The 18,145-nt window shown below is 73.0% G+C and carries 22 protein-coding genes and 1 tRNA gene; 15 read left to right on the plus strand and 8 right to left on the minus strand.

The genetic code is table 11. From position 1 onward, the window contains the following. Nucleotides 1-30: 30 nt before the first annotated feature. The 7 genes from ACQPZQ_RS06955 (at nucleotide 31) to rdgB (ending at nucleotide 4,561) form a co-directional block, all read left to right on the plus strand. Nucleotides 31-660 carry a rhomboid family intramembrane serine protease gene (locus tag ACQPZQ_RS06955; protein WP_433293189.1) on the plus strand — a complete coding sequence of 210 codons (630 nt, stop codon included), beginning with the start codon at nucleotides 31-33 and terminating at the stop codon, nucleotides 658-660. 10 nt (nucleotides 661-670) lie between these two features. Then, the gene (gene murI, locus ACQPZQ_RS06960; protein ID WP_433293191.1) at nucleotides 671-1,507 is read left to right on the plus strand and encodes a glutamate racemase; all 837 of its coding nucleotides are present in this window, start codon (nucleotides 671-673) and stop codon (nucleotides 1,505-1,507) included. A 76-nt stretch (nucleotides 1,508-1,583) separates the two neighbouring features. After that, nucleotides 1,584-1,946 carry a hypothetical protein gene (locus ACQPZQ_RS06965; RefSeq protein WP_433293193.1) on the plus strand — a complete coding sequence of 121 codons (363 nt, stop codon included), beginning with the start codon at nucleotides 1,584-1,586 and terminating at the stop codon, nucleotides 1,944-1,946. Beyond that, nucleotides 1,939-2,340, plus strand: a complete 402-nt coding sequence (locus ACQPZQ_RS06970; RefSeq protein ID WP_241034780.1) for a hypothetical protein — start codon at nucleotides 1,939-1,941, stop codon at nucleotides 2,338-2,340. Before ACQPZQ_RS06965 ends, ACQPZQ_RS06970 begins: the two co-directional genes overlap by 8 nt. A 10-nt stretch (nucleotides 2,341-2,350) precedes the next feature. Further along, nucleotides 2,351-3,136 carry an MBL fold metallo-hydrolase gene (locus tag ACQPZQ_RS06975; protein WP_433293195.1) on the plus strand — a complete coding sequence of 262 codons (786 nt, stop codon included), beginning with the start codon at nucleotides 2,351-2,353 and terminating at the stop codon, nucleotides 3,134-3,136. A gap of 85 nt (nucleotides 3,137-3,221) precedes the next feature. Continuing rightward, nucleotides 3,222-3,974, plus strand: coding sequence for a ribonuclease PH (rph, locus tag ACQPZQ_RS06980; RefSeq protein ID WP_433299054.1), 753 nt, complete (start codon nucleotides 3,222-3,224; stop codon nucleotides 3,972-3,974). Beyond that, nucleotides 3,971-4,561 (plus strand): RdgB/HAM1 family non-canonical purine NTP pyrophosphatase, encoded by a 591-nt coding sequence (gene rdgB, locus ACQPZQ_RS06985; RefSeq protein WP_433293197.1) that lies wholly within the window; start codon nucleotides 3,971-3,973, stop codon nucleotides 4,559-4,561. Before rph ends, rdgB begins: the two co-directional genes overlap by 4 nt. An 83-nt stretch (nucleotides 4,562-4,644) precedes the next feature. Here the strand turns inward: rdgB and pcaC are convergent, their stop codons facing one another. After that, nucleotides 4,645-5,049, minus strand: a complete 405-nt coding sequence (gene pcaC / locus ACQPZQ_RS06990; RefSeq protein ID WP_433293199.1) for a 4-carboxymuconolactone decarboxylase — start codon at nucleotides 5,047-5,049, stop codon at nucleotides 4,645-4,647. 129 nt (nucleotides 5,050-5,178) lie between these two features. Between pcaC and ACQPZQ_RS06995 the strand changes: the two genes are divergently transcribed. Next, a complete protein-coding gene (locus ACQPZQ_RS06995; protein WP_433293201.1) occupies nucleotides 5,179-5,862 on the plus strand; it encodes a TVP38/TMEM64 family protein in 684 nt (227 codons plus the stop codon). A gap of 38 nt (nucleotides 5,863-5,900) precedes the next feature. On the opposite strand, the gene ACQPZQ_RS07000 is transcribed toward ACQPZQ_RS06995, so the two are convergent. Beyond that, nucleotides 5,901-5,975, minus strand: a tRNA-Leu gene (locus ACQPZQ_RS07000). 694 nt (nucleotides 5,976-6,669) lie between these two features. After that, nucleotides 6,670-7,857 carry a PfkB family carbohydrate kinase gene (locus ACQPZQ_RS07005; protein WP_433293203.1) on the minus strand — a complete coding sequence of 396 codons (1,188 nt, stop codon included), beginning with the start codon at nucleotides 7,855-7,857 and terminating at the stop codon, nucleotides 6,670-6,672. Nucleotides 7,858-8,012: 155 nt separating this feature from the next. Between ACQPZQ_RS07005 and ACQPZQ_RS07010 the strand changes: the two genes are divergently transcribed. Continuing rightward, a complete protein-coding gene (locus ACQPZQ_RS07010) occupies nucleotides 8,013-9,392 on the plus strand; it encodes a 6-phospho-beta-glucosidase (RefSeq protein ID WP_433293205.1) in 1,380 nt (459 codons plus the stop codon). Here the strand turns inward: ACQPZQ_RS07010 and bcp are convergent. Beyond that, nucleotides 9,382-9,849: a thioredoxin-dependent thiol peroxidase gene (bcp, locus tag ACQPZQ_RS07015; RefSeq protein WP_433293207.1), complete on the minus strand. Its 468-nt coding sequence runs from the start codon at nucleotides 9,847-9,849 to the stop codon at nucleotides 9,382-9,384. The two genes, ACQPZQ_RS07010 and bcp, sit on opposite strands and share 11 nt — an antisense overlap. A gap of 122 nt (nucleotides 9,850-9,971) precedes the next feature. Here bcp and ACQPZQ_RS07020 point away from each other — a divergent pair, with 122 nt between their 5' ends. Beyond that, nucleotides 9,972-10,193, plus strand: a complete 222-nt coding sequence (locus ACQPZQ_RS07020; RefSeq protein ID WP_433293209.1) for a DUF3618 domain-containing protein — start codon at nucleotides 9,972-9,974, stop codon at nucleotides 10,191-10,193. Between the two features lie 9 nt (nucleotides 10,194-10,202). Here ACQPZQ_RS07020 and ACQPZQ_RS07025 read toward each other — a convergent pair whose 3' ends face one another. The 4 genes from ACQPZQ_RS07025 to ACQPZQ_RS07040 all read right to left on the minus strand — a co-directional run bounded on the left by ACQPZQ_RS07025 (nucleotide 10,203) and on the right by ACQPZQ_RS07040 (nucleotide 13,140). Further along, nucleotides 10,203-11,426, minus strand: coding sequence for an NAD(P)/FAD-dependent oxidoreductase (locus tag ACQPZQ_RS07025; RefSeq protein WP_433293211.1), 1,224 nt, complete (start codon nucleotides 11,424-11,426; stop codon nucleotides 10,203-10,205). Nucleotides 11,427-11,456: 30 nt separating this feature from the next. Beyond that, the gene (locus ACQPZQ_RS07030) at nucleotides 11,457-12,236 is read right to left on the minus strand and encodes a SigB/SigF/SigG family RNA polymerase sigma factor (protein ID WP_241034771.1); all 780 of its coding nucleotides are present in this window, start codon (nucleotides 12,234-12,236) and stop codon (nucleotides 11,457-11,459) included. Beyond that, nucleotides 12,233-12,673, minus strand: a complete 441-nt coding sequence (locus ACQPZQ_RS07035) for an ATP-binding protein (protein ID WP_241034770.1) — start codon at nucleotides 12,671-12,673, stop codon at nucleotides 12,233-12,235. The genes ACQPZQ_RS07030 and ACQPZQ_RS07035 overlap by 4 nt, the downstream gene beginning before the upstream one ends. Before the next feature lie 68 nt (nucleotides 12,674-12,741). Continuing rightward, nucleotides 12,742-13,140: an STAS domain-containing protein gene (locus tag ACQPZQ_RS07040; protein ID WP_433293213.1), complete on the minus strand. Its 399-nt coding sequence runs from the start codon at nucleotides 13,138-13,140 to the stop codon at nucleotides 12,742-12,744. Nucleotides 13,141-13,338: 198 nt separating this feature from the next. Here ACQPZQ_RS07040 and larE point away from each other — a divergent pair, with 198 nt between their 5' ends. From larE to pdxA, 5 genes are all read left to right on the plus strand, one after another. After that, entirely contained in the window at nucleotides 13,339-14,175 is an 837-nt protein-coding gene (larE, locus tag ACQPZQ_RS07045) for an ATP-dependent sacrificial sulfur transferase LarE (RefSeq protein WP_433293215.1), read from the plus strand. Further along, on the plus strand, nucleotides 14,172-14,837 hold the full coding sequence (larB, locus tag ACQPZQ_RS07050; protein WP_433293217.1) for a nickel pincer cofactor biosynthesis protein LarB: 666 nt from the start codon (nucleotides 14,172-14,174) through the stop codon (nucleotides 14,835-14,837). Before larE ends, larB begins: the two co-directional genes overlap by 4 nt. After that, nucleotides 14,834-15,982, plus strand: coding sequence for a nickel pincer cofactor biosynthesis protein LarC (gene larC / locus ACQPZQ_RS07055; RefSeq protein ID WP_433293219.1), 1,149 nt, complete (start codon nucleotides 14,834-14,836; stop codon nucleotides 15,980-15,982). Before larB ends, larC begins: the two co-directional genes overlap by 4 nt. Before the next feature lie 67 nt (nucleotides 15,983-16,049). Beyond that, nucleotides 16,050-17,132 (plus strand): four-carbon acid sugar kinase family protein, encoded by a 1,083-nt coding sequence (locus ACQPZQ_RS07060; RefSeq protein WP_433293221.1) that lies wholly within the window; start codon nucleotides 16,050-16,052, stop codon nucleotides 17,130-17,132. Beyond that, a complete protein-coding gene (gene pdxA, locus ACQPZQ_RS07065; protein WP_433293223.1) occupies nucleotides 17,129-18,124 on the plus strand; it encodes a 4-hydroxythreonine-4-phosphate dehydrogenase PdxA in 996 nt (331 codons plus the stop codon). Before ACQPZQ_RS07060 ends, pdxA begins: the two co-directional genes overlap by 4 nt. Nucleotides 18,125-18,145: the final 21 nt, after the last annotated feature.

Below are 18,145 nucleotides of genomic sequence, written 5' to 3' on the forward strand. Positions count from 1 at the left end.
CCGCTGCCTGGCGCGGGTAGCCTCGATCGTATGGTCGTCCCCGCGCCTGCGTCCCGTCGGTCGATCGCGCGGGTGCTCCCGCCCGCGCCGGTGCGTTCGTTGTTCTTCATGCTGCTCTTCACCGGCGTGCTGTACCTCGCCGAGTTCGTCGACCAGCTCACCGCGCTGCGCCTCGACGACGACGGAATCGTGCCGCGCACGCTCGACGGGCTGGACGGCATCATCTGGGCCCCGCTGCTGCACGCCGGATGGCCCCACCTGCTGGCCAACACCGTGCCGTTCCTCGTCTTCGGGTTCCTCGCCATGGCGGGCGGGTTCCGGCAGTTCGTCGTCGTGACCGCCATGATCTGGCTGCTCGGCGGGCTCGGTGTGTGGCTCATCGGCCCGGAGAACACGTCCACTGTCGGTGCGTCGGGGCTGATCTTCGGCTGGCTGGTGTTCCTGCTCGCCCGCGGGTTCTTCGCCCGCAGCGGCCGCCAGATCCTGCTGGCGGTGGCGCTGTTCGTGATCTGGGGCGGCATCCTGTTCGGCATCCTCCCCGGTCAGGCAGGCATCTCCTGGCAGGCGCACCTGTTCGGCGCGGTGGCCGGGCTGCTGGCCGCGCGGCTCGTGGCGCGGGCCGACCGACGATCCCGCCCTGCCCCGATCCTCGGCGCCTAGAATCCTGCTCGTGCCCTCAGACATCGACGCCCCGATCGGAATCTTCGACTCGGGCGTCGGCGGCCTCACGGTCGCGAGGGCGGTCATCGACCTCCTGCCCGCCGAGCGGGTCATCTACGTCGGCGACACCGCGAACGGCCCGTACGGCCCGCTGCGGATCGCTGATGTGCGCCGGCATGCGCTCGCCGTCGGTGACGCGCTGCAGGAGCGCGGGGTCAAGGCCCTGGTCGTCGCCTGCAACACGGCCACGGCGGCCTGCCTCCCGGACATCAGGGAGCGCTACCCGATGCCGGTCGTGGAGGTTCTGCGCCCGGCGGTCCGGCGGGCTGTCGCAGCCACCCGCACCGGGCGGATCGGGGTGATCGGCACCCGGGCCACGATCGCGTCAGGGGCGTACACCGACGCGTTCCAGGCGGCCCGCGACGTGCAGGTCACGGCGGTGGCGTGTCCGCGCTTCGTCGACTTCGTCGAGCGCGGCATGACGAGCGGGCGCCAGATCCTGGGTCTCGCCCAGAGCTACCTCGAACCGCTCCAGCGCGCCCGCGTCGACACGCTCGTGCTCGGCTGCACCCACTACCCGCTGCTCGCGGCCGTGCTGCAGATCGTCCTGGGCCCGGAGGTCACGCTGGTGTCCAGCGCCGACGAGACCGCGAAGGACCTCGTGCGCCTGCTCATGGACGCCGACCTCGCCCGCGACCCCGGAGCCCCGGCGCCGGGCCCGCACGAGTTCCTCGCCACGGGCGACCCGGAGCCGTTCCGCAGGCTCGGCCGTCGCTTCCTCGGTCCGGAGATCGGGCAGGTCGCCGCTCTCGGTCCGGCCACGGAACAGACGCCGCTCGCCCGCTGACGTTCCCTCGCCGCCGTCACCCGTCGCCGGTCCATGCCGAGCGGGCGGGTCGTGGCCGCTCAGGTACCGTCCCAGCGTGATCGGGGCGCTGGAGATCGTGGTTCTCGTGGCACTTGCTGCGCTGGCCGTCTACGGCGTGGTCACGACAGCACTGAACCGGCCGCCGGACGTCTGGACGAAGCGCGCGGTGGGCGTCGTGGAGGCGCTCCTGCTCGTGCAGGCCGCGATCGCGGCCGTCCGGATCTTCGGCGGCGTCACGCTGCCGGAGACCACGACGTTCCTCATCTACCTCGTCGTGTCCGTGTGCGTGCTCCCGATCGCCACGCAGTTCGCCACCGCCGAGCCCACTCGCTGGGGCGGCACGGTCGTGGCTGTCGGGGCGATCGCCACCGCGGTGGCCGTGTGGCGGTTGCAGGGTCTGTGGGACGCAGGTGCCTGAGCCCGCCCGTGCCACGTCGTCCGGCCCTGGCCGGGTCCTCATCGCGGTGTACGGCGTGTTCGCCCTGTCGGCCACCGCGCGTGCCCTCGTGCAGATCGCCACGAAGTTCGACGAGGCGCCGCTGGCGTACCTGCTCTCCGCGCTGGCCGGTGTCGTCTACATCCTGGCCACGATCGGGCTGAACGGGCGTGGGCCCGGCGCCCGCAAACTGGCCTGGGCCGCCGTCGGGTTCGAGCTGGTCGGAGTGCTGGTCGTCGGCACGCTCACCGTGTTCGACGCCGCCGACTTCCCCGACGACACGGTGTGGTCGGTGTACGGGCGGGGTTACGGCTTCGTGCCGCTGGTCCTTCCGTTCATCGGCTTGTGGTGGTTGCGGCACACACGCGCGCGTTAGCGTGCGGCCCATGAGGCTGATCGTTCTCGGTTGCTCCGGCAGCGGCCCCGGTCCGGCCTCGCCGGCGTCCGGCTACCTCGTGGAGGCGGGCGACGCACGGCTGGTGCTGGATCTGGGCAACGGCACGCTGGGCGCGCTGCAGCGCCATCTCGACCCGTGGGAGCTCGACGGGGTGGTGTTCAGCCACCTGCACCCCGATCACTGCGCCGACTTCGCGTCGCTCGCGGTGCACCGTCGCTTCCACCCACGGCCGCCGTTCGACCCCACGACCCGCCCGCTGCCCGTGCACGCCCCGGTCGAGGCGCCGGACCGGTTCGCCGCCGCGTTCGCGGCCTCGGCAGCCGAGCGGGCCGTCACCGATCTCACAGACGTCTTCACCTTCCACCCGCTCTCCGACGGCGCAACCGGCACGGTCGCCGATGTGACGCTGCGCGCCCGGACCGTCGACCACCCCTGCGACGCGTACGCCGTCCGGGTCGAGCACGGCGGGCGCAGCCTCGTCTACAGCGGCGACACCGGCCCGTGCGACGGGTTGGTGGAGCTGGCGCGCGGCGCCGACGTGCTGCTCTGCGAGGCCACCTGGCCGCACGTCACCGAGTCCTGGTCGGAGCCGCCGCGTGGTGTACACCTCTCAGGCAGGCAGGCGGGCGAGCACGCCGAGGCCGCCGGCGTCGGACGGCTGCTGGTGACGCACGTCCCGGCGTGGTTCGACGGCGACCAGCTGCTCGCCGAGGCCAAGGCCGCGTTCGGCGGGCCCGTCGAGCTGGTCGCCCCGGACGCCGCGTACACGATCTGACCTCGTCCCTCCCGCCGGACGTGGGCTCCCGACCCGGCGACCTAAGCTGGCGCGCGTGACACGAACGGATGGCAGTGCCCGCGACGTGGCCAGGCTGGATGGCCGAGCCGACGACCAGCTACGGCCGGTGACGATCACCCGCGGCTTCCAGAAGCACCCGGCGGGTTCGGTGCTCGTCGAGTTCGGCGACACCAAGGTGCTGTGCGCCGCGAGCGTCACGGAAGGCGTGCCGCGCTGGCGCAAGGGGTCCGGCCTGGGCTGGCTCACCGCCGAGTACGCGATGCTGCCCTCGGCCACCAACACCCGCAGCGACCGTGAGTCGGTCAAGGGCCGCATCGGCGGCCGCACGCACGAGATCAGCCGGTTGATCGGCCGCTCGCTGCGCGCATGCATCGACCTGGCCGCCCTCGGCGAGAACACCATCGCCCTGGACTGCGACGTGCTGCAGGCCGACGGCGGCACCCGCACCGCAGCGATCACCGGTGCCTACGTGGCGCTCGCCGACGCCGTCACCTGGCTCGGGGCGCACGGCCGCCTCGCCGACCCGAAGCCGCTCTCGTGCCGCGTGGCGGCCGTCAGCGTGGGGGTCGTCGACGGGCGGGTCCGGCTGGACCTGCCCTACGAGGAGGACTCGCGCGCCGAGGTGGACACCAACGTCGTCGCCACCGACACCGGCACGCTCATCGAGGTCCAGGGCACGGGTGAAGGCGCCACGTTCACCCGCAGCACGCTCGACGCCATGCTCGACACGGCGCTCGCGGGCATCCGGGAGCTGTCCGACCTGCAGGCCGCCGCGCTCGCCGAGCCCTACCCCGGCACGCTGCCGACACAGCCGTGAAGGTGCTGCTCGCCACCCGCAACACGGGCAAGCTCGCCGAGCTGCGGCGGATGCTCGCGGACGGCCCCGTCGAGATCGTCGGGCTCGCCGACGTCCCGGAGTTCCCGGACGCGCCCGAGACCGGAGCCACGTTCGCGGAGAACGCGCTGGCGAAGGCACGGGACGCGGCGAACGCCACCGGGCTGCCGTCCGTGGCCGACGACTCGGGGCTCGCCGTCGACGCCCTCAACGGCATGCCGGGCGTGCTCTCCGCCCGCTGGTCGGGCCGGCACGGCGACGACGTGGCCAACCTGGAGCTGCTGCTGGGTCAGCTCACCGACGTGCCCGACGAGCGCAGGGGAGCGGCGTTCGTCTGCGCCGCGGCGCTCGTGGTGCCGGGCGGCCTGGAGACCGTGGTGCACGGCGAGTGGACCGGCCGGATCGTCCGCGGGCCCCGCGGCTCGGGCGGGTTCGGCTACGACCCGATCTTCGTGCCGGACGGGGAGCAGCGCACCAGCGCCGAGCTCAGCCCGGAGGAGAAGGACGCGGCCTCGCACCGGGGCCGGGCGATGCGCGCCCTCCTCCCACACCTACGCGACCTGCGGTAGCCCGGTCCGTCGTCGCAGAGGCGCTGTCGTCCTCGCAGGGCCCGCGGCCTCTGCGAGGAACCCACCAGCCCTGCGACGACGGCTCAGGATGCGTCCTCGTTCAGGATCCTGCGGGCTACGGCGAACGCGGAGTTGGCGGCGGGCACTCCGCAGTAGATCGCGCTCTGCAGCAGCACCTCGACGATCTCCGCCCGCGTGAGGCCGTTGCGCAGCGCGGCGCGCAGGTGCAGCTCCAGCTCGGCGTAGTGCCCGTGCGCGACGAGGGCGGTGATCGTGATCGCGCTGCGCATCCGCCGGTCCAGGCCGGGGCGGGTCCAGATGTGACCCCACGCGTATCGGGTGATCATCTCCTGGAACTCGCCCGTGATGTCGTCGGCACGGGCGAGTGCCGCGTCGACGTGATCGGGCCCGAGCACCTCGCGGCGCACGGCGAGCCCGTCGGGGTCGAGATCGAGGTCGAGAGCGGGGGATTGAGGCTCGGTGGTCACGATGGTCCACCGTAGCCGCCGCTGCGGCGCGGGTCGTTCGGTGAGCGCGCGGTGGCGGGGCGGTGGCCTGATGGTGGCGTACTGCACCCGTCGACGTGTTGTCGACGCCTCCGTCGGTACGGTCGAAGTATGACCTGGAGGAGGGTGGCCGCAGGCGCCGCTGTGCTGGTGGTGGCCGGCATCGCCGCCTTCCTTCTGCGCGACGGTGTCCCCGATGTACGCCAGACGGTGCAGAGCGCCGGGCTCTGGGCGCCGGTGTTGTTCGTGCTGCTCCAGGGTGCGATCACGATCACTCCGGTGCCGCGCACGGTCTTCACTGTGGCCGCTGGCGTGCTGTTCGGCTCGGTGCTGGGACTGCTGCTCACCGTCGCCGGCACCACGCTGGCCGCGGTGCTGGCCTTCTGGCTGGTCCGGCTGATCGGCGGCCGGATGGCGGAGCGGCACGCCCACCGCCGTGGAGTGGCCTGGGTGCGCAGTCGGCTCGACCAGAGCGGGCTGCTCGCCATGGTGTCCCTGCGTCTCATCCCGGCCGTGCCGTTCGCGGTGATGAACTACGCCTCGGCGCTGTCGGGGGTGCGCTTCCTGCCGTACCTGCTGGGCACCGTGCTCGGGGTGCTGCCCGGCACGGTCGCGATCGTGGTGCTGGGCGACGCGGCGGTGGGCGGCAGCCCGCACCCGGCCATGTTCGCCGTGTCGGTCGTGTCGGGGCTGCTGGGTCTGACCGGCGCGCTGCTGGTGGCGCGTCGCCGCCCGATCGACGACCCGATACCCCCTGCGACGCAGGGGGTATCGGGGGAGGCTCAGGCCGGGTAGCGCTCTCGGCGAGCGCCTCTCGGGCAGGGGTGTACGGGTGCCGGCGGTGGGATTCGAACCCACACTGTCTCCGACCTAAACGGAGGGCCTCCTGCCAGTTGGGCTACGCCGGCGGTCCACGCCACACCAGGTGTCGGTCTGGGAGTGGCAGTTGGGACAAAGGATACGGAGGTTCTCTAATCGATTGTCGGTGTGGTCCCCATTGACGTGGTCCAGGTGCAAAGGGAGGGCGCGTCCCTGCCAGGAGTCGAGCCCACAGTTGGCGCATTTGGCCTGCAGAAGCCCGCTGGCGATGAGGCGTCGTCGCAGCTTGGAGCTGCCGCGATAGGTCGAGCGTTCGACGAGGATCTCCTCCAGCGGGATCGTCCTCCGGGGGAGGGCCCGCCCGCGGGCCCAGCGAGTGCCGGTGAAGTGCGTCGTGTCGAGGCCGGACGTCCGGATGCGACCGACGATCATCCGATGGACCCCGCCGTTCGGCGTGTAGCCCAGGCGGCGGCTGACCTCCGAGACGGAGTCGCTCGCCGCCACGGCCGCCGCGAGATCGTCGTCGGTCCACCCGGTACGCGTGCGCGGTGAACCGACGGTGGACCTCGGGATGTGTGAGGCGTCCAGTCCGAGACGTTCGATGTGGCGCCTGAGCACGTCGTACTTGCCGGGTTGCAGTCCCAGTCGCCGGCAGACCTCGCTCAGCGTGCGGCTCGCGGCCACCGCCATGGCGAGCTGCTCGTCGGTCCAGCTTCGGGCGCGGGGCACGACGGGATCATATCGAACACATGTTCGATGATGGCCCCGGGTTGGTCAACCCGCTCAGACGGGACGGGTCAGGTCCGACTGGCGGGCGATGGTGGCGGCTGCACGCCGGACACCGCAGACGTGGGTGCGGGGCACCAGGGCGTCGAGGAAGCCGTAGCGGCGGCGCAGCTCGTCGGCTCCCCGGTGACCCGCGGCGGCCCGTGCCTCGACCTGCCGCCACCAGTCCCCGATGTCGCCCCACCCGGGAGCGGCGAGCGAACCGCCGAACTCGTGCACGGCGAGCGCCGCGGAGACCCCGGCGAACAGCAGTCGGTGTTCGAGGGGCCAGCCCGCGATCGTGCCCAGCACGAGGCCGGCCCCGAACACGTCGCCTGCGCCGGTGGGGTCGAGCGCATCGACCGGTAGCGCGGGGACCGACGCCTCCTCGCCCGTGACGGCGTCCACGGCCATTGCCCCGTCGCCCCCGCAGGTGACGACGGCGAGCGGGACGTGGCGGGCGAGCCGGTGCAGTGCGTCGCGCGGGCTGTCGGTGCGCGTGTAGCTCATGGCCTCCACGGCGTTCGGCATGAACGCGTCGCACCCGTCGAGCGTGGTGAACAAGGTGGGGTCCCAGGCTCCGGTGGGGTCCCAGCCGGCGTCGGCGAAGATCATCGACCCGTTCGCCCTGGCCTGGACGACCCAGTCGGGGAGCACCGGCTCGGCGGCCCCACCGCCGATGCTGGTGATCACAGCCCGTGAGGGTGGGGGCGTGCCGATCAGGGTGTCGGCGCTGATCGGGAGGTGGTGGGCGTGGGTGACCATGCTGCGGTCGCGATCCACGGCCATCGACACCGTGACGGGCGAGTGCCATCCCGCGAACTGCCGCGAGCGGGACAGGTCCACCCGTTCCTGCCCGGCGAGGGTGCGCCAGCAGAAGTCGGCGTAGACGTCGTCGCCGAAGCCTGCCGCGAGGCTCGTGCGCAGCCCGAGCCGGGCCGAGGCGATCGCCAGGTTGGCGATGCCCCCGGGGCAGGAGGCCATCCCCCCGGCCCACACCTCCGTGCCCGCGGCGGGGAGGGTGGGCAGGCCGGTGAACACGATGTCGAGGAAGACCGTGCCGGACATGAACACGTCGATGGCGGGCCAGTCGGCGTCGCGCACGTCGACGAGGGGGTCCCACCAGACCGTCTCGTGCGGCAAGGTCAGCGGCCCCACCGGCAATGCCTCCGGATCGGGAACCGCCCTCCACGCTGCGCTGGTCACGGCGAACTCATCCCCCTCTGGTGGTGCTCTTCGGATACTGCCGCCTTGTCCGCGCGTGTGGCAACGCGAACGCGGGGCCACGTCCCGTGGCCCGCGGGCGGCGGGTGGCGCCTGCGTTACCGTCGGCGGGTGGCTCACTTCGTGCAGGCGCTCGCGTGAGACTCACCATCCTCGGCGGCGGGGGCTTCCGGGTCCCCCTGGTCTACGCCGCGCTGGCGGGCGGCTCGCCGGTCACCGAGGTCGTCCTGCACGACGTGGTGCCGTCGCGACTGGCCGCGATCCGCGCCGTGCTGGCCCGGATGGACCGGCCGGGCGCCCCGGCCGTGCACACCACCACCGATCTCGACGAGGCGCTGAGGGGTGCGCGGTTCGTGTTCTCGGCGATCCGGGTGGACGGGCTGGCCGGGCGGACCGTGGACGAGCGCGTCGCGCTGGCGCACGGGTTGCTGGGCCAGGAGACCGTCGGCGCGGGAGGCATCGCGTACGGGCTGCGCACGGTGCCGGTGGCGGTGCGGGTGGCGCAGCGTGTGGCCGAGGTCGCGCCGCGCGCGTGGGTGATCAACTTCACCAACCCTGCCGGCATGATCACCGAGGCGATGCAGCGCGTGCTCGGCGAGCGGGTGGTCGGCATCTGCGACTCCCCGGTCGGCCTGGCGCAGCGGGCGCTCCGGGCGGTCGAGGGCATGGGCCTGCGCGACGCCCCGGCCGGCGGGGAGGGGGGCGGTCTCGGTGTCGGCTACGTGGGGCTCAACCACCTGGGCTGGCTGCGCACGCTGCGCGTGAACGGCGTGGACCGCTTGCCCGACCTCCTCGCCGACGACTCGGCGCTGCGCACCATCGAGGAGGTGCGGCTGATGGGCGCCGACTGGGTGCGCACCGTCGGGGCACTGCCCAACGAGTACCTCTACTACTTCTATCGGACGCCGGAGGCGGTGGCGGCGATCCGGTCCGAGCCGATCACCCGGGGCGAGTTCCTCGCCGAGCAGCAGGCTCGCTTCTACGACGCGGCGGCCACCGCCGACCCGGAGGACGCCCTGCGCCGCTGGTCGCGCACACGGGACGAGCGCGATGCCACCTACATGGCGGAGAGCCGCCGCGCGAGCGGTGCGGGGGAGCGTGAGGCGGCCGACGTCGCGGCGGGCGGCTACCAGCAGGTGGCACTCGAGCTGATGACGGCCCTGGCAGGCGGCTCACCGCGCATGCTGATCCTCAACGTGCGCAACGGTTCGGCGGTGCCGGGCTTGCCGGCGGCCGCGGTGGTCGAGGTGCCCTGCATGGTCGGTCCGCACGGCGTCACACCGTTGGCCACCGATCCGCTGCCGGGCTCGATGCTCGGGCTGCTGCAGCAGGTCAAGGCAGTGGAGCAGGACACGATCGAGGCCGCGTTCACGGGCTCCGTGACGCTGGCGGTGCGCGCGTTCGCCCAGCATCCCCTCGTCGGCTCCGTCTCCGTGGCGCGCGAGCTCGTGGCCGCCTACCGGGCGGCGCTCCCCGGGGTGGCCGCGGTGCTGGGCCCTGGGCGGCTCAGATCTTGAGCTCCCGGCGCAGCTTCGCCACGTGCCCGGTGGCACGCACGTTGTACTGGGCTTCCTCGATCTTGCCGTCGGCGTCGACCACGAACGTGGAGCGGATCACGCCCGTGACGGTCTTGCCGTACATCTTCTTCTCCCCGAAGGCGCCCCACGCGGTGAGGACCTCCTTGTCGGGGTCGGAGAGGAGCGGGAAGTTCAGGCCTTCGGCGTCGCGGAACTTCGCGATCTTGGCCGGCTTGTCCGGCGAGATGCCGATGACGTCGAGCCCGGCGTCGCCGAGATCGGCGAGGCTGTCGCGGAAGTCGCACGCCTCCTTTGTGCACCCCGGAGTGCTGGCCGCGGGGTAGAAGTAGACGATGACCCGGCGACCGCGATAGTCCGAAAGCGACACCGGCTTGCCGTCGGCGTCGGAGAGGGTGAAGTCCGGGGCCGCGTCGCCCACCGCCAGTCGAGTACTCATGCCGGCGATACTCGCACCACGGCCGGGGGGTGGCGCGCCGACCCGCCCCAGCCGTGCCGAGCGCTGTGGCGCGCGTGATCTACGGTGGCATCTCCTCGACCGTGCGAACTGCAGGAGGCATCGTGGCGCGCGACCCGGACACCATCCAGCGTGAGATCGAGCAGGCCAGGGACGCGCTCGCCGAGAGCCTGGACGCGCTGGGCGAGCGGGCCAGCCCGAAGCGCCTGGTGGACGCGGGCAAGGAGAGCGTGCACGAGCAGCTCGACGACCCCAGGATCCGCTACGGCCTCATGGCCGTGGGGGCGTTGCTCGCCATCGCGTTCATCCGCCGCCTCTTCCGCTGACCCCGGGCCCTACAGGGTTGCGCCTTCGGCCACCTGCATGCGGTAACGGGTGACGACTCGGGCCGCACCGAAGCCGACCACGGCCACCAGCCGGTCGCCGTCGAGGTACCCGGCCACAGTGCCGCGGACGGGACCTCCGTCGAAGCCCTCACCGTGGAGGGGCACCACCGAGTCGGCCAGCTCCGGGCGGCCGAGGAGCTGGATCTTGAGACCGAACTGGTCGGACCAGAAGTAGGGAACGGTCGCGGGCGGGGGAGCGGCGCCGAGGATGTCGCGAGCCACCACCGCGGCCTGGTCGGAGGCGCTCGTCCAGTGCTCGTCGCGGTAGCGCTCACCGTGCACCGGGTCGTCCCACGCAGCCACGTCGCCCACGGCCCACCCGGCGTCGAGCCCGTGGATCCGGCCGGTGGGACCGCAGGGCAGACCGTTGCCGAGGTCGAGCCCGCAGCTCGCCAGCCAGTCCAGCCGTGGAACGCCGCCGATGCCGACCACCGCCGCGTCGGCCGAGACGCTCGAGCCGTCGGCCAGCTCGACGCCCACGCCGGGGCCGGTGGAGTCGGTGAACCCGGTGATCTTCACGCCGGTGCGCAGGTCGACGCCGCCCTCCACGAGCAGTCGGCCGGCGATCGCCCCGACGTCGGGCCCGAGCGCGCGGGCGAGGACCACGGGTAGGCCCTCCAGGACGGTGACGGCGACCCCGAGCTGCTGGGCCGCGCTCGCCACCTCCGCGCCGATGAAACCGCCGCCCACGACGAGCAGCGACTCGATCTGCGTAAGGGTGGCGCGCAGGGCGAGTGCGTCGTCCAGTGTGCGCAGCGTGTGGACGGAGTCGGGCTGTCCGGGCAGCGCGCGGGCCACCAGGCCGGTGGCGATCACCACGGCGTCACCGTGCAGCGTGGCGCCGTCGGAGAGCTCGAGCTCGTGGCCGGAGGTGGCCCCCGGGCTCCAGCCGGTGCCGCCACCGCCGGGCCGCAGCGCCACGGCCGCCATCCCGAGGTGGACGCGGACGCCCAGGTCCTCGAGCTCGTCGAGCCCGGCGAGCGCGGTGCGCGCGGGATCCCAGTCGCCGGTGAGGATCTGCTTGGACAGCGGCGGCCGGTCGTACGGAGCGTGCTGCTCCGCGCCCACGAGGCTGATCCGTCCCTGGTATCCCGCCGAGCGCAGCTGCTCGACGGTGCGCAGGCCGCCGAGGCCCGCTCCGATGATCATCACGTGTTCGGGTTGGCCGGTCATGAGTCTCCCTCCGCAGGAACGAGCCGAAGGTCAGCTGACGCGGGTCTCTGGGTCCAGCCGCGAGCGAAGCCGGTCGAGGGTCTGGGCCAGTAGGCGGGAGACGTGCATCTGCGAGATCCCGACGCGATCGGCGATCTGTGTCTGCGTCATGTTGCCGAAGAACCTCAGCAGGACGATGGTCCGCTCGCGTTCGGCGAGCTCGGCCAGTACGGGACGCAGTGCCTGGCGGAAGTCGACGCGGTCCAGCTCCGCGTCGGCCGCGCCGACCAGCTCTCCCACGGTGGCGCTGCCCTGCTCGGACGAGAGCATCTCGTCCAGCGACGAGCTGCGGTAAGCCTCCGAGGCCTCGAGCCCTTCGAGCACGTCCGACACCGGTACGCCGAGGAGCTCGGCGATCTCGGTGGGCTTCGGTGCCCGGCCCAGGTTCTGCGACAGCTCCGAGACCGCACCGTTGATGGACACGTGCAGGTCCTTGAGCCGCCGCGGCACCCGCATCGACCAGCCGAGGTCACGGAAGTGCCTGCGCACCTCGCCGCTGATCGTGGGCACGGCGAAGGAGAAGAAGTCGCTGCCGCGTTCCGGGGAGTACCGGTCGATGGCGTTGATGAGACCGACGGTCGCCACCTGCACGAGGTCGTCGAGCGGCTCGCCCCGGTTGGAGAACCGGCGCGCGATGTGCTGGGCCACCGGCAGGAAGCCGCGAACGAGCTCCTCGCGCAGCCTCTCGCGGTCAGGGTCGTCCGGCTCCAGCGCCGCATACCGCTCGAGCAGGGGAGCGAGGTGGCCGTACTCGGGATCGGCCCTGGTCACCGTGGTAGATCGCCGGAGCGCTTGTCCAGGCGGATGCCGACGGTGGGCCCCGCTCCGCCGACACCGGGCTCGTGGTGCACGGCGACGTCGTCGGCGAGGGTCTGGAGTACGCGCCATCCGAACGTGTCGGTGGACACCGCGGCATCGGGGTGCCGGGCCTGTACCTCGGCGTGCACCTCGATGCGCTCCGAACGCACCATGAAGGTGCACAGCAGCATCGAGGACGGTGCGGCGACGTCGACCAGGGTGGCGCAGGCCTCGTCGACGGCCATCCGAAGATCGGAGATGGCGTCGAGGTCGAAGTCCGCTCGCGCGGCCAGGTCCGAGGCGACGGCGCGGATCGTGGGGATCAGCGCGGCGCTCGCCGACGTCCGGACCTCGACGGTCGAGGCCCCGTCGAGCGTCTCGGCGGGCGAGAGGCCGTCCAGGTCGGACACGCTGCCGGGTCTCCTTCCGGTCGTGCTGGGAACGTGATCGGTCATCTTGCTACCCGCTGTGTGAGGGATCAATCATCGTCGCCGGTCGCGTGGCGCGCGTCGGCGTACATGTCGAAGAGCTGGTCGGTGCCGGTGACCTCCAGCGGACGCCGGACGGCCCGGGTGCTCACGGCCAGCCGAAGTCTTGCACCGCGCTCGTCGGCCCGGTGCGCCGCCTGGATGAGGACGGCCAGACCGCTCGACGCCAGGAACGTCACACCGGTGAGGTCGACGACGAGCCTGCTCGTGCGATCGTTCATCAGCTCGTCGACGGCGGCCGAGAACTGGGGTGCGGTGAGGGTGTCCACTTCGCCCTGCACCTCGAGGACGACGGTGCCGGGCCGGGGCCGCGTGATGACAGTGCCGAGGAACTCGCCGACCGGATCGGCAGCGGGCGCATTCGACCCGGGCTGTGCGGGGTCGGGCATGGTCTCCACCTCCGGCGCCTGTCAGACGCTGGCCCGGCCGGATCGAGGAAGCACCAACCGGAGCTCCGCAAGTACCTCGGTCGAAACGATGGGGTCTCGGGCGCGTCAGGCGAAACCCTACCCTTGCGCCGACGTGCGTCGGTACGCAGCACCGCTGTCCGGTGGTGGGTCCCCGCACGGCACACATACAGTGACCTGGTGCGCACGCAACTACCGGTGGATGCCCTCCTCGCCGCTCTGCGAGGTCGGCTGCGCAGCGAGCAGCGACTGCTCGTGGCGTTCTCGGGAGGGGTCGACTCGGCCCTCGTGGCCGCCGTGGCGGCCGAGCAGCTCGGTGAGCGTGCTGTGGCGGTCACCGCGGTGTCGGCCAGTCTGCCGCGCGCGGAGCGCGTCGCCGCAAAGGAGTTCGCCCGTGGCCGCGGCATCGCCCACGTGGAGGTGGACACCGACGAGCTCGACCGGCCCGAGTACGTCGCCAACGGCGCCGACCGCTGTTTCCACTGCAAGACGGCACTGTTCGACGCGCTCGCGCCGCTGGCCACCCTGTCCGGTGCCCGCATCGCTCTCGGCACCAACATGGACGACCTGGGCGACCACCGGCCGGGCCAGCGGGCCGCGAGCCAGCGGGGAGCGATCGCCCCGCTCCTCGACGTCGGGTTCGGCAAGGCCGAGGTGCGCCAGGTGAGCGTGGCCCTCGGCCTCGAGACTGCCGAGAAGCCGGCCGCGGCGTGTCTCTCGTCCCGGGTGGCGTACGGCGACCCGGTGACGCCGGAGGTGCTGCATCGCGTCGAGATCGCCGAGGTGGGGGTGCGCGAGCTCGGGTTCCCCGTCTGCCGGGTGAGGGTCCACGCGGGTGGCGCGGTCGCGCGGATCGAGGTTCCCGCCGACGAGGTGCCCCGGGCTGCGCAGCTGCGCGGGGAGCTGGACGCGGTGGTCCGCTCGGCAGGCTTCGACTTCTGCGCGCTGGACCTGCAGGGCTTCGCCAGCGGTCGGATGAACGTCCTGCTCGGCATGCCCACTCGCAGCGCGCCGTGACGGACGGCTTCGAGGACCTCGGGTACGCGCGGGCCGACACCGGCCGGGAGCGGCGGCTCGGCCTGCCGGAGGTGGTCTACGGCCCGGGCAAGACGGCGGAGCAGATCATCGGCGTGGTGGGAGCACTGCTCGCCGCCAACGAGGGGCCGGTGCTCGTCACACGGCTCGAGGAGGCCACCGCGGCGGTCGTCGCCGTGGCCGTGCCCGGTGGGGAGTACGACCCGGCCGCCCGCCTGTTCGTGTGGCGGCCCGCGTCGGCACGGGCGTTCCGGGTGGTCGTCGTCTCCGCAGGCACGTCCGACGCACCGGTGGCGGCCGAGGCCGCGGCGGTGGCCCGCGCGGTCGGCCTGGACGTCCTCGAGCTGCGGGACGTGGGGGTGGCCGGTATCCACCGGCTGCTCGGTGAGGTCGAGGTTCTCGCCGGAGCCGACGCCGTGATCTGCATCGCCGGGATGGAGGGTGCGCTCCCGAGCGTCGTGGGCGGTCTCGTCGGCTGTCCGGTGATCGCCGTGCCCACATCGGTGGGGTACGGCGCGACGCTGGAGGGGGTCACCCCGCTGCTCGCGATGCTCAGCTCGTGCGCCCCCGGGCTCGTGGTGGTGAACATCGACTCGGGGTTCGGTGCAGCGGTGGCGGCGCACCGGATGGCGGTCGGGCGATGATCCTCTGGCTCAACCCTGTGAGCGGAATCTCCGGGGACATGCTGCTCGGCGCCCTCCTCGACCTGGGTGCCCCGCTCGACGGCGTCCGCGAGGCCGTGGCGCGCACCGGTCTCGCAGGCTGGAGCCTCGACGCCGCGCGCGTCACGCGCGGGGGCATGTCGGCCACCAGGGCGCTCGTCACCGTGGAGGACACGGCGACCGAGCGCCGGGCGGCTGCCCTGCTCGCGCACGTCGAGCGGGCGGAGCTGCCACTGGCCGCGCGCGCCGTCCGGGCGATCGCCGAGGTCGAGGCGCGCATCCACGGCACCGATCCGGGCGTCGTCCATCTGCACGAGATCGGCGGCCTGGACACGGTGGTCGACACCGTGGGCGTCGCCGCGGCCCTGGATCTGCTCGACGTCACGGAGGTGCATTGCGGGCCGCTCGCCCTGGGCACCGGCACCGTCTCGACCAGGCACGGCATCCTGCCCCTGCCCGCGCCTGCCACCGCGGCGCTGCTCGCGTCGGCCGGCGCACAGGTCACGGGGACCGGCAGCGGGGAGACCGTCACGCCCACCGGGGCCGCACTGCTCGTCGCCGCGGAGGCACGGTTCGGGCCGGTGCCGACCATGGCGCTGCAGTCCGTCGGCTACGGCGCGGGGAGCCGTGACCCCGCCGACCGTCCGAACGTGCTGCAGGCCCTGCTCGGCGAGGCCGCGGGGGCCGCATCGGGAGCCGGGGCGGCGATGGTGCTGCTGGAGACGAACGTCGACGACGTCACGGGCGAGGTGCTGGGCCACCTGGTCGGGCTGCTGCTCGACGCCGGTGCCGCGGACGCCTGGCTCTCGCCGATCATCATGAAGAAGGGGCGCCCGGCGCACACCGTGCACGTGCTCGCCGCGCCGGAACGGGCAGGTGACTGCGAACGGATCGTGCTCGCCGAGACCGGCAGCCTCGGGCTGCGGCGCACCACCGTCGACCGGCTGGCGCTGCCCCGCAGCACCGTGACCGTGGACGTCGACGGGCACGCGGTCCGGGTCAAGCACGGTCCCTGGGGCTCCAAGCCCGAGCACGACGACGTCGCCGCCGCGGCGACGGCACTCGGCCTGCCGCTGCGGGAGGTCGCGCGCCGGGCCCGTAGCGCCGGGTCAGAGGAGGCGCGTTGACTTTGGAAAGCGCATCCACATAGCCTCGGAAGCGGCCGTTTCCCTCCCGACGGAGGTCATCGCACGAGTGGCTCCCGGCACCGTCCGTCACCTTGCCATCGTCGCCGACGACCTGACGGGCGCCGCCGACGCCGCAGCCCCGTTCGCCGCCCGCGGGCTGAATGTCTCGGTCGTCCTGCCCACCTGCGACGTGCTGCCCGCGGACGCGGAGGTGCTCGCCCTGCTCACCGACAACCGCTGGCGGCTGGAAGCCGAAGCCGCGCGGCGGATGCGGGCCACGGTCTCCCGCATCCGGGACTGGGGTCCCGAGATGCTGTTCGTCAAGATCGACTCCACGCTGCGCGGGCGGGTGCGCGCCGACGTGGCGGTCGCGCTGGACGCCTGGGGCGGCGGTGGCGCCGTCGCCACCCCTGCCTTTCCCGGCCAGGGCCGAACGGTCCGGCACGGCGCGCTCGTCGTTCACGGTGAGACGACCGTGGAACGCGTGGCGGACCACTTCCCGCCCGGTGTGCGCGTGGCCGACGCCGAGACCGACGACGACCTGACGGAGATCGCCCGCGGGATCGTCGCGGACGGGTCCGTCGCGGTCGGCTCGGGTGGGCTCTCCCGTGCTCTCGCCGCCCTGCGCGAACCCCGGCCCCGACGGGGCGGAGCCCGAGCGGCCGCGACGGGTGTGCTGCTCGTCGTCGGCACCGCGCATGCCGCCACGACGGCGCAGGTGGAGCACGCCATCGGCTGCGGGGCCGAGCTCGTGGTGATCCGTCCCGGGGGGACGTCCCCGGCTGCCACCGTGGCGGCTGCCCTGCGTGCCGGCCGCCGGATCGTGCTGACCTGCGAGGTCACCGGCGAGGTCGAACCGGACAGCCCGCAGGCGGTGGCGCTGACCGCGGAGCTCGCGCGGGTCGTGACCACCGTGGTGGACGCTGCGCCGTCCGCCGGGCTCGTTCTCACCGGCGGTGCCACCGCCCTCGCGGTGGCGACCGTCCTCGGAGCTCACGAGGTGTGCCTGCTCTCGGAAGTGACGCCGGGCCTGCCGCAGGGTGAGATGGTGATGAGGGACCGCTCTATCCCGGTGGTCACCAAGTCGGGCGGGTTCGGTGCGAAGGACGCACTGTGCCGCGCCGCGGAGGCATTGGAGGTGCGCCCATGACGCCGTTGCTCGGGCTGACCGTTGGTGACCCTGCCGGCATCGGACCGGAGGTCACACTGAAGGCAGCGGGTGATCCGCGGGTCGCGGAGGCGCGGCTGCTCGCGATCGGCAGTCTCGAGGCCCTGCGCGCCGCCGCGGCGGTCGTGCCCGACCCGCCTGCCCTGCGTGCTGTGTCCTCCCCCGGGGAGGCGCGTTTCGAGCCGGGCACGCTCGACGTGCTCCCCGTGCCGTCGGACGTCGCCGTGCCCGTCGGGCAGCTCTCCGCCGAGGCGGGCCAGATCGCCTTCGAGGGCGTGGAGCTCGCGGTGTCGCTCGCGCTCGCGGGTGAGATCGACGGCATCGTCACCGCGCCCCTGAACAAGGAGGCCATCGCGCTCGCCGGCCACCCCTACCCCGGCCACACCGAGATCCTCGCCGACCTCACCGGCACCACCGACTTCGCGATGATGCTCACCGCGCTGAAGCTCCGCGTCGTGCACGTCACCACCCACGTCGGGATCCGCACGATGCTGGAGCGCGTCACCACCGAGCGCGTCCTGACCACGATCCGGCTCGCCCACGCCGCCCTCCGCGACATGGGCATCGACAAGCCGACCGTCGGTGTCGCCGGGCTCAACCCGCACGCAGGCGAGGGCGGCCTCTTCGGCGACGAGGAGGCACAGGTCATCACGCCGGCGATCGAGCAGGCGAAGGCCGAGGGGATCGCGGCCAGCGGACCGTGGCCGGCCGACACGCTGTTCGGGCGGGCCGTAGCGGGCGACTTCGACGTGGCCATCGCGATGTACCACGACCAGGGCCACATCGCGGTGAAGGTGCTCGGCTTCGAGACCGGCGTCAACGCGACGATCGGGCTGCCGATCGTGCGCACGAGCGTCGACCACGGCACGGCCTTCGACATCGCGGGCACCGGCAAGGCCAGCGCCGACAGCCTCGTCGAGGCCATCACCGTCGGGGCGGCGATGGCGCAGGCCCGCGCGGCCGCCCGCGCATGAGGGGAGAGGCCGTCATGAGGG

The organism is Pseudonocardia sp. CA-142604 (assembly GCF_050948475.1).
GTDB lineage: Bacteria > Actinomycetota > Actinomycetes > Mycobacteriales > Pseudonocardiaceae > Pseudonocardia > Pseudonocardia alaniniphila.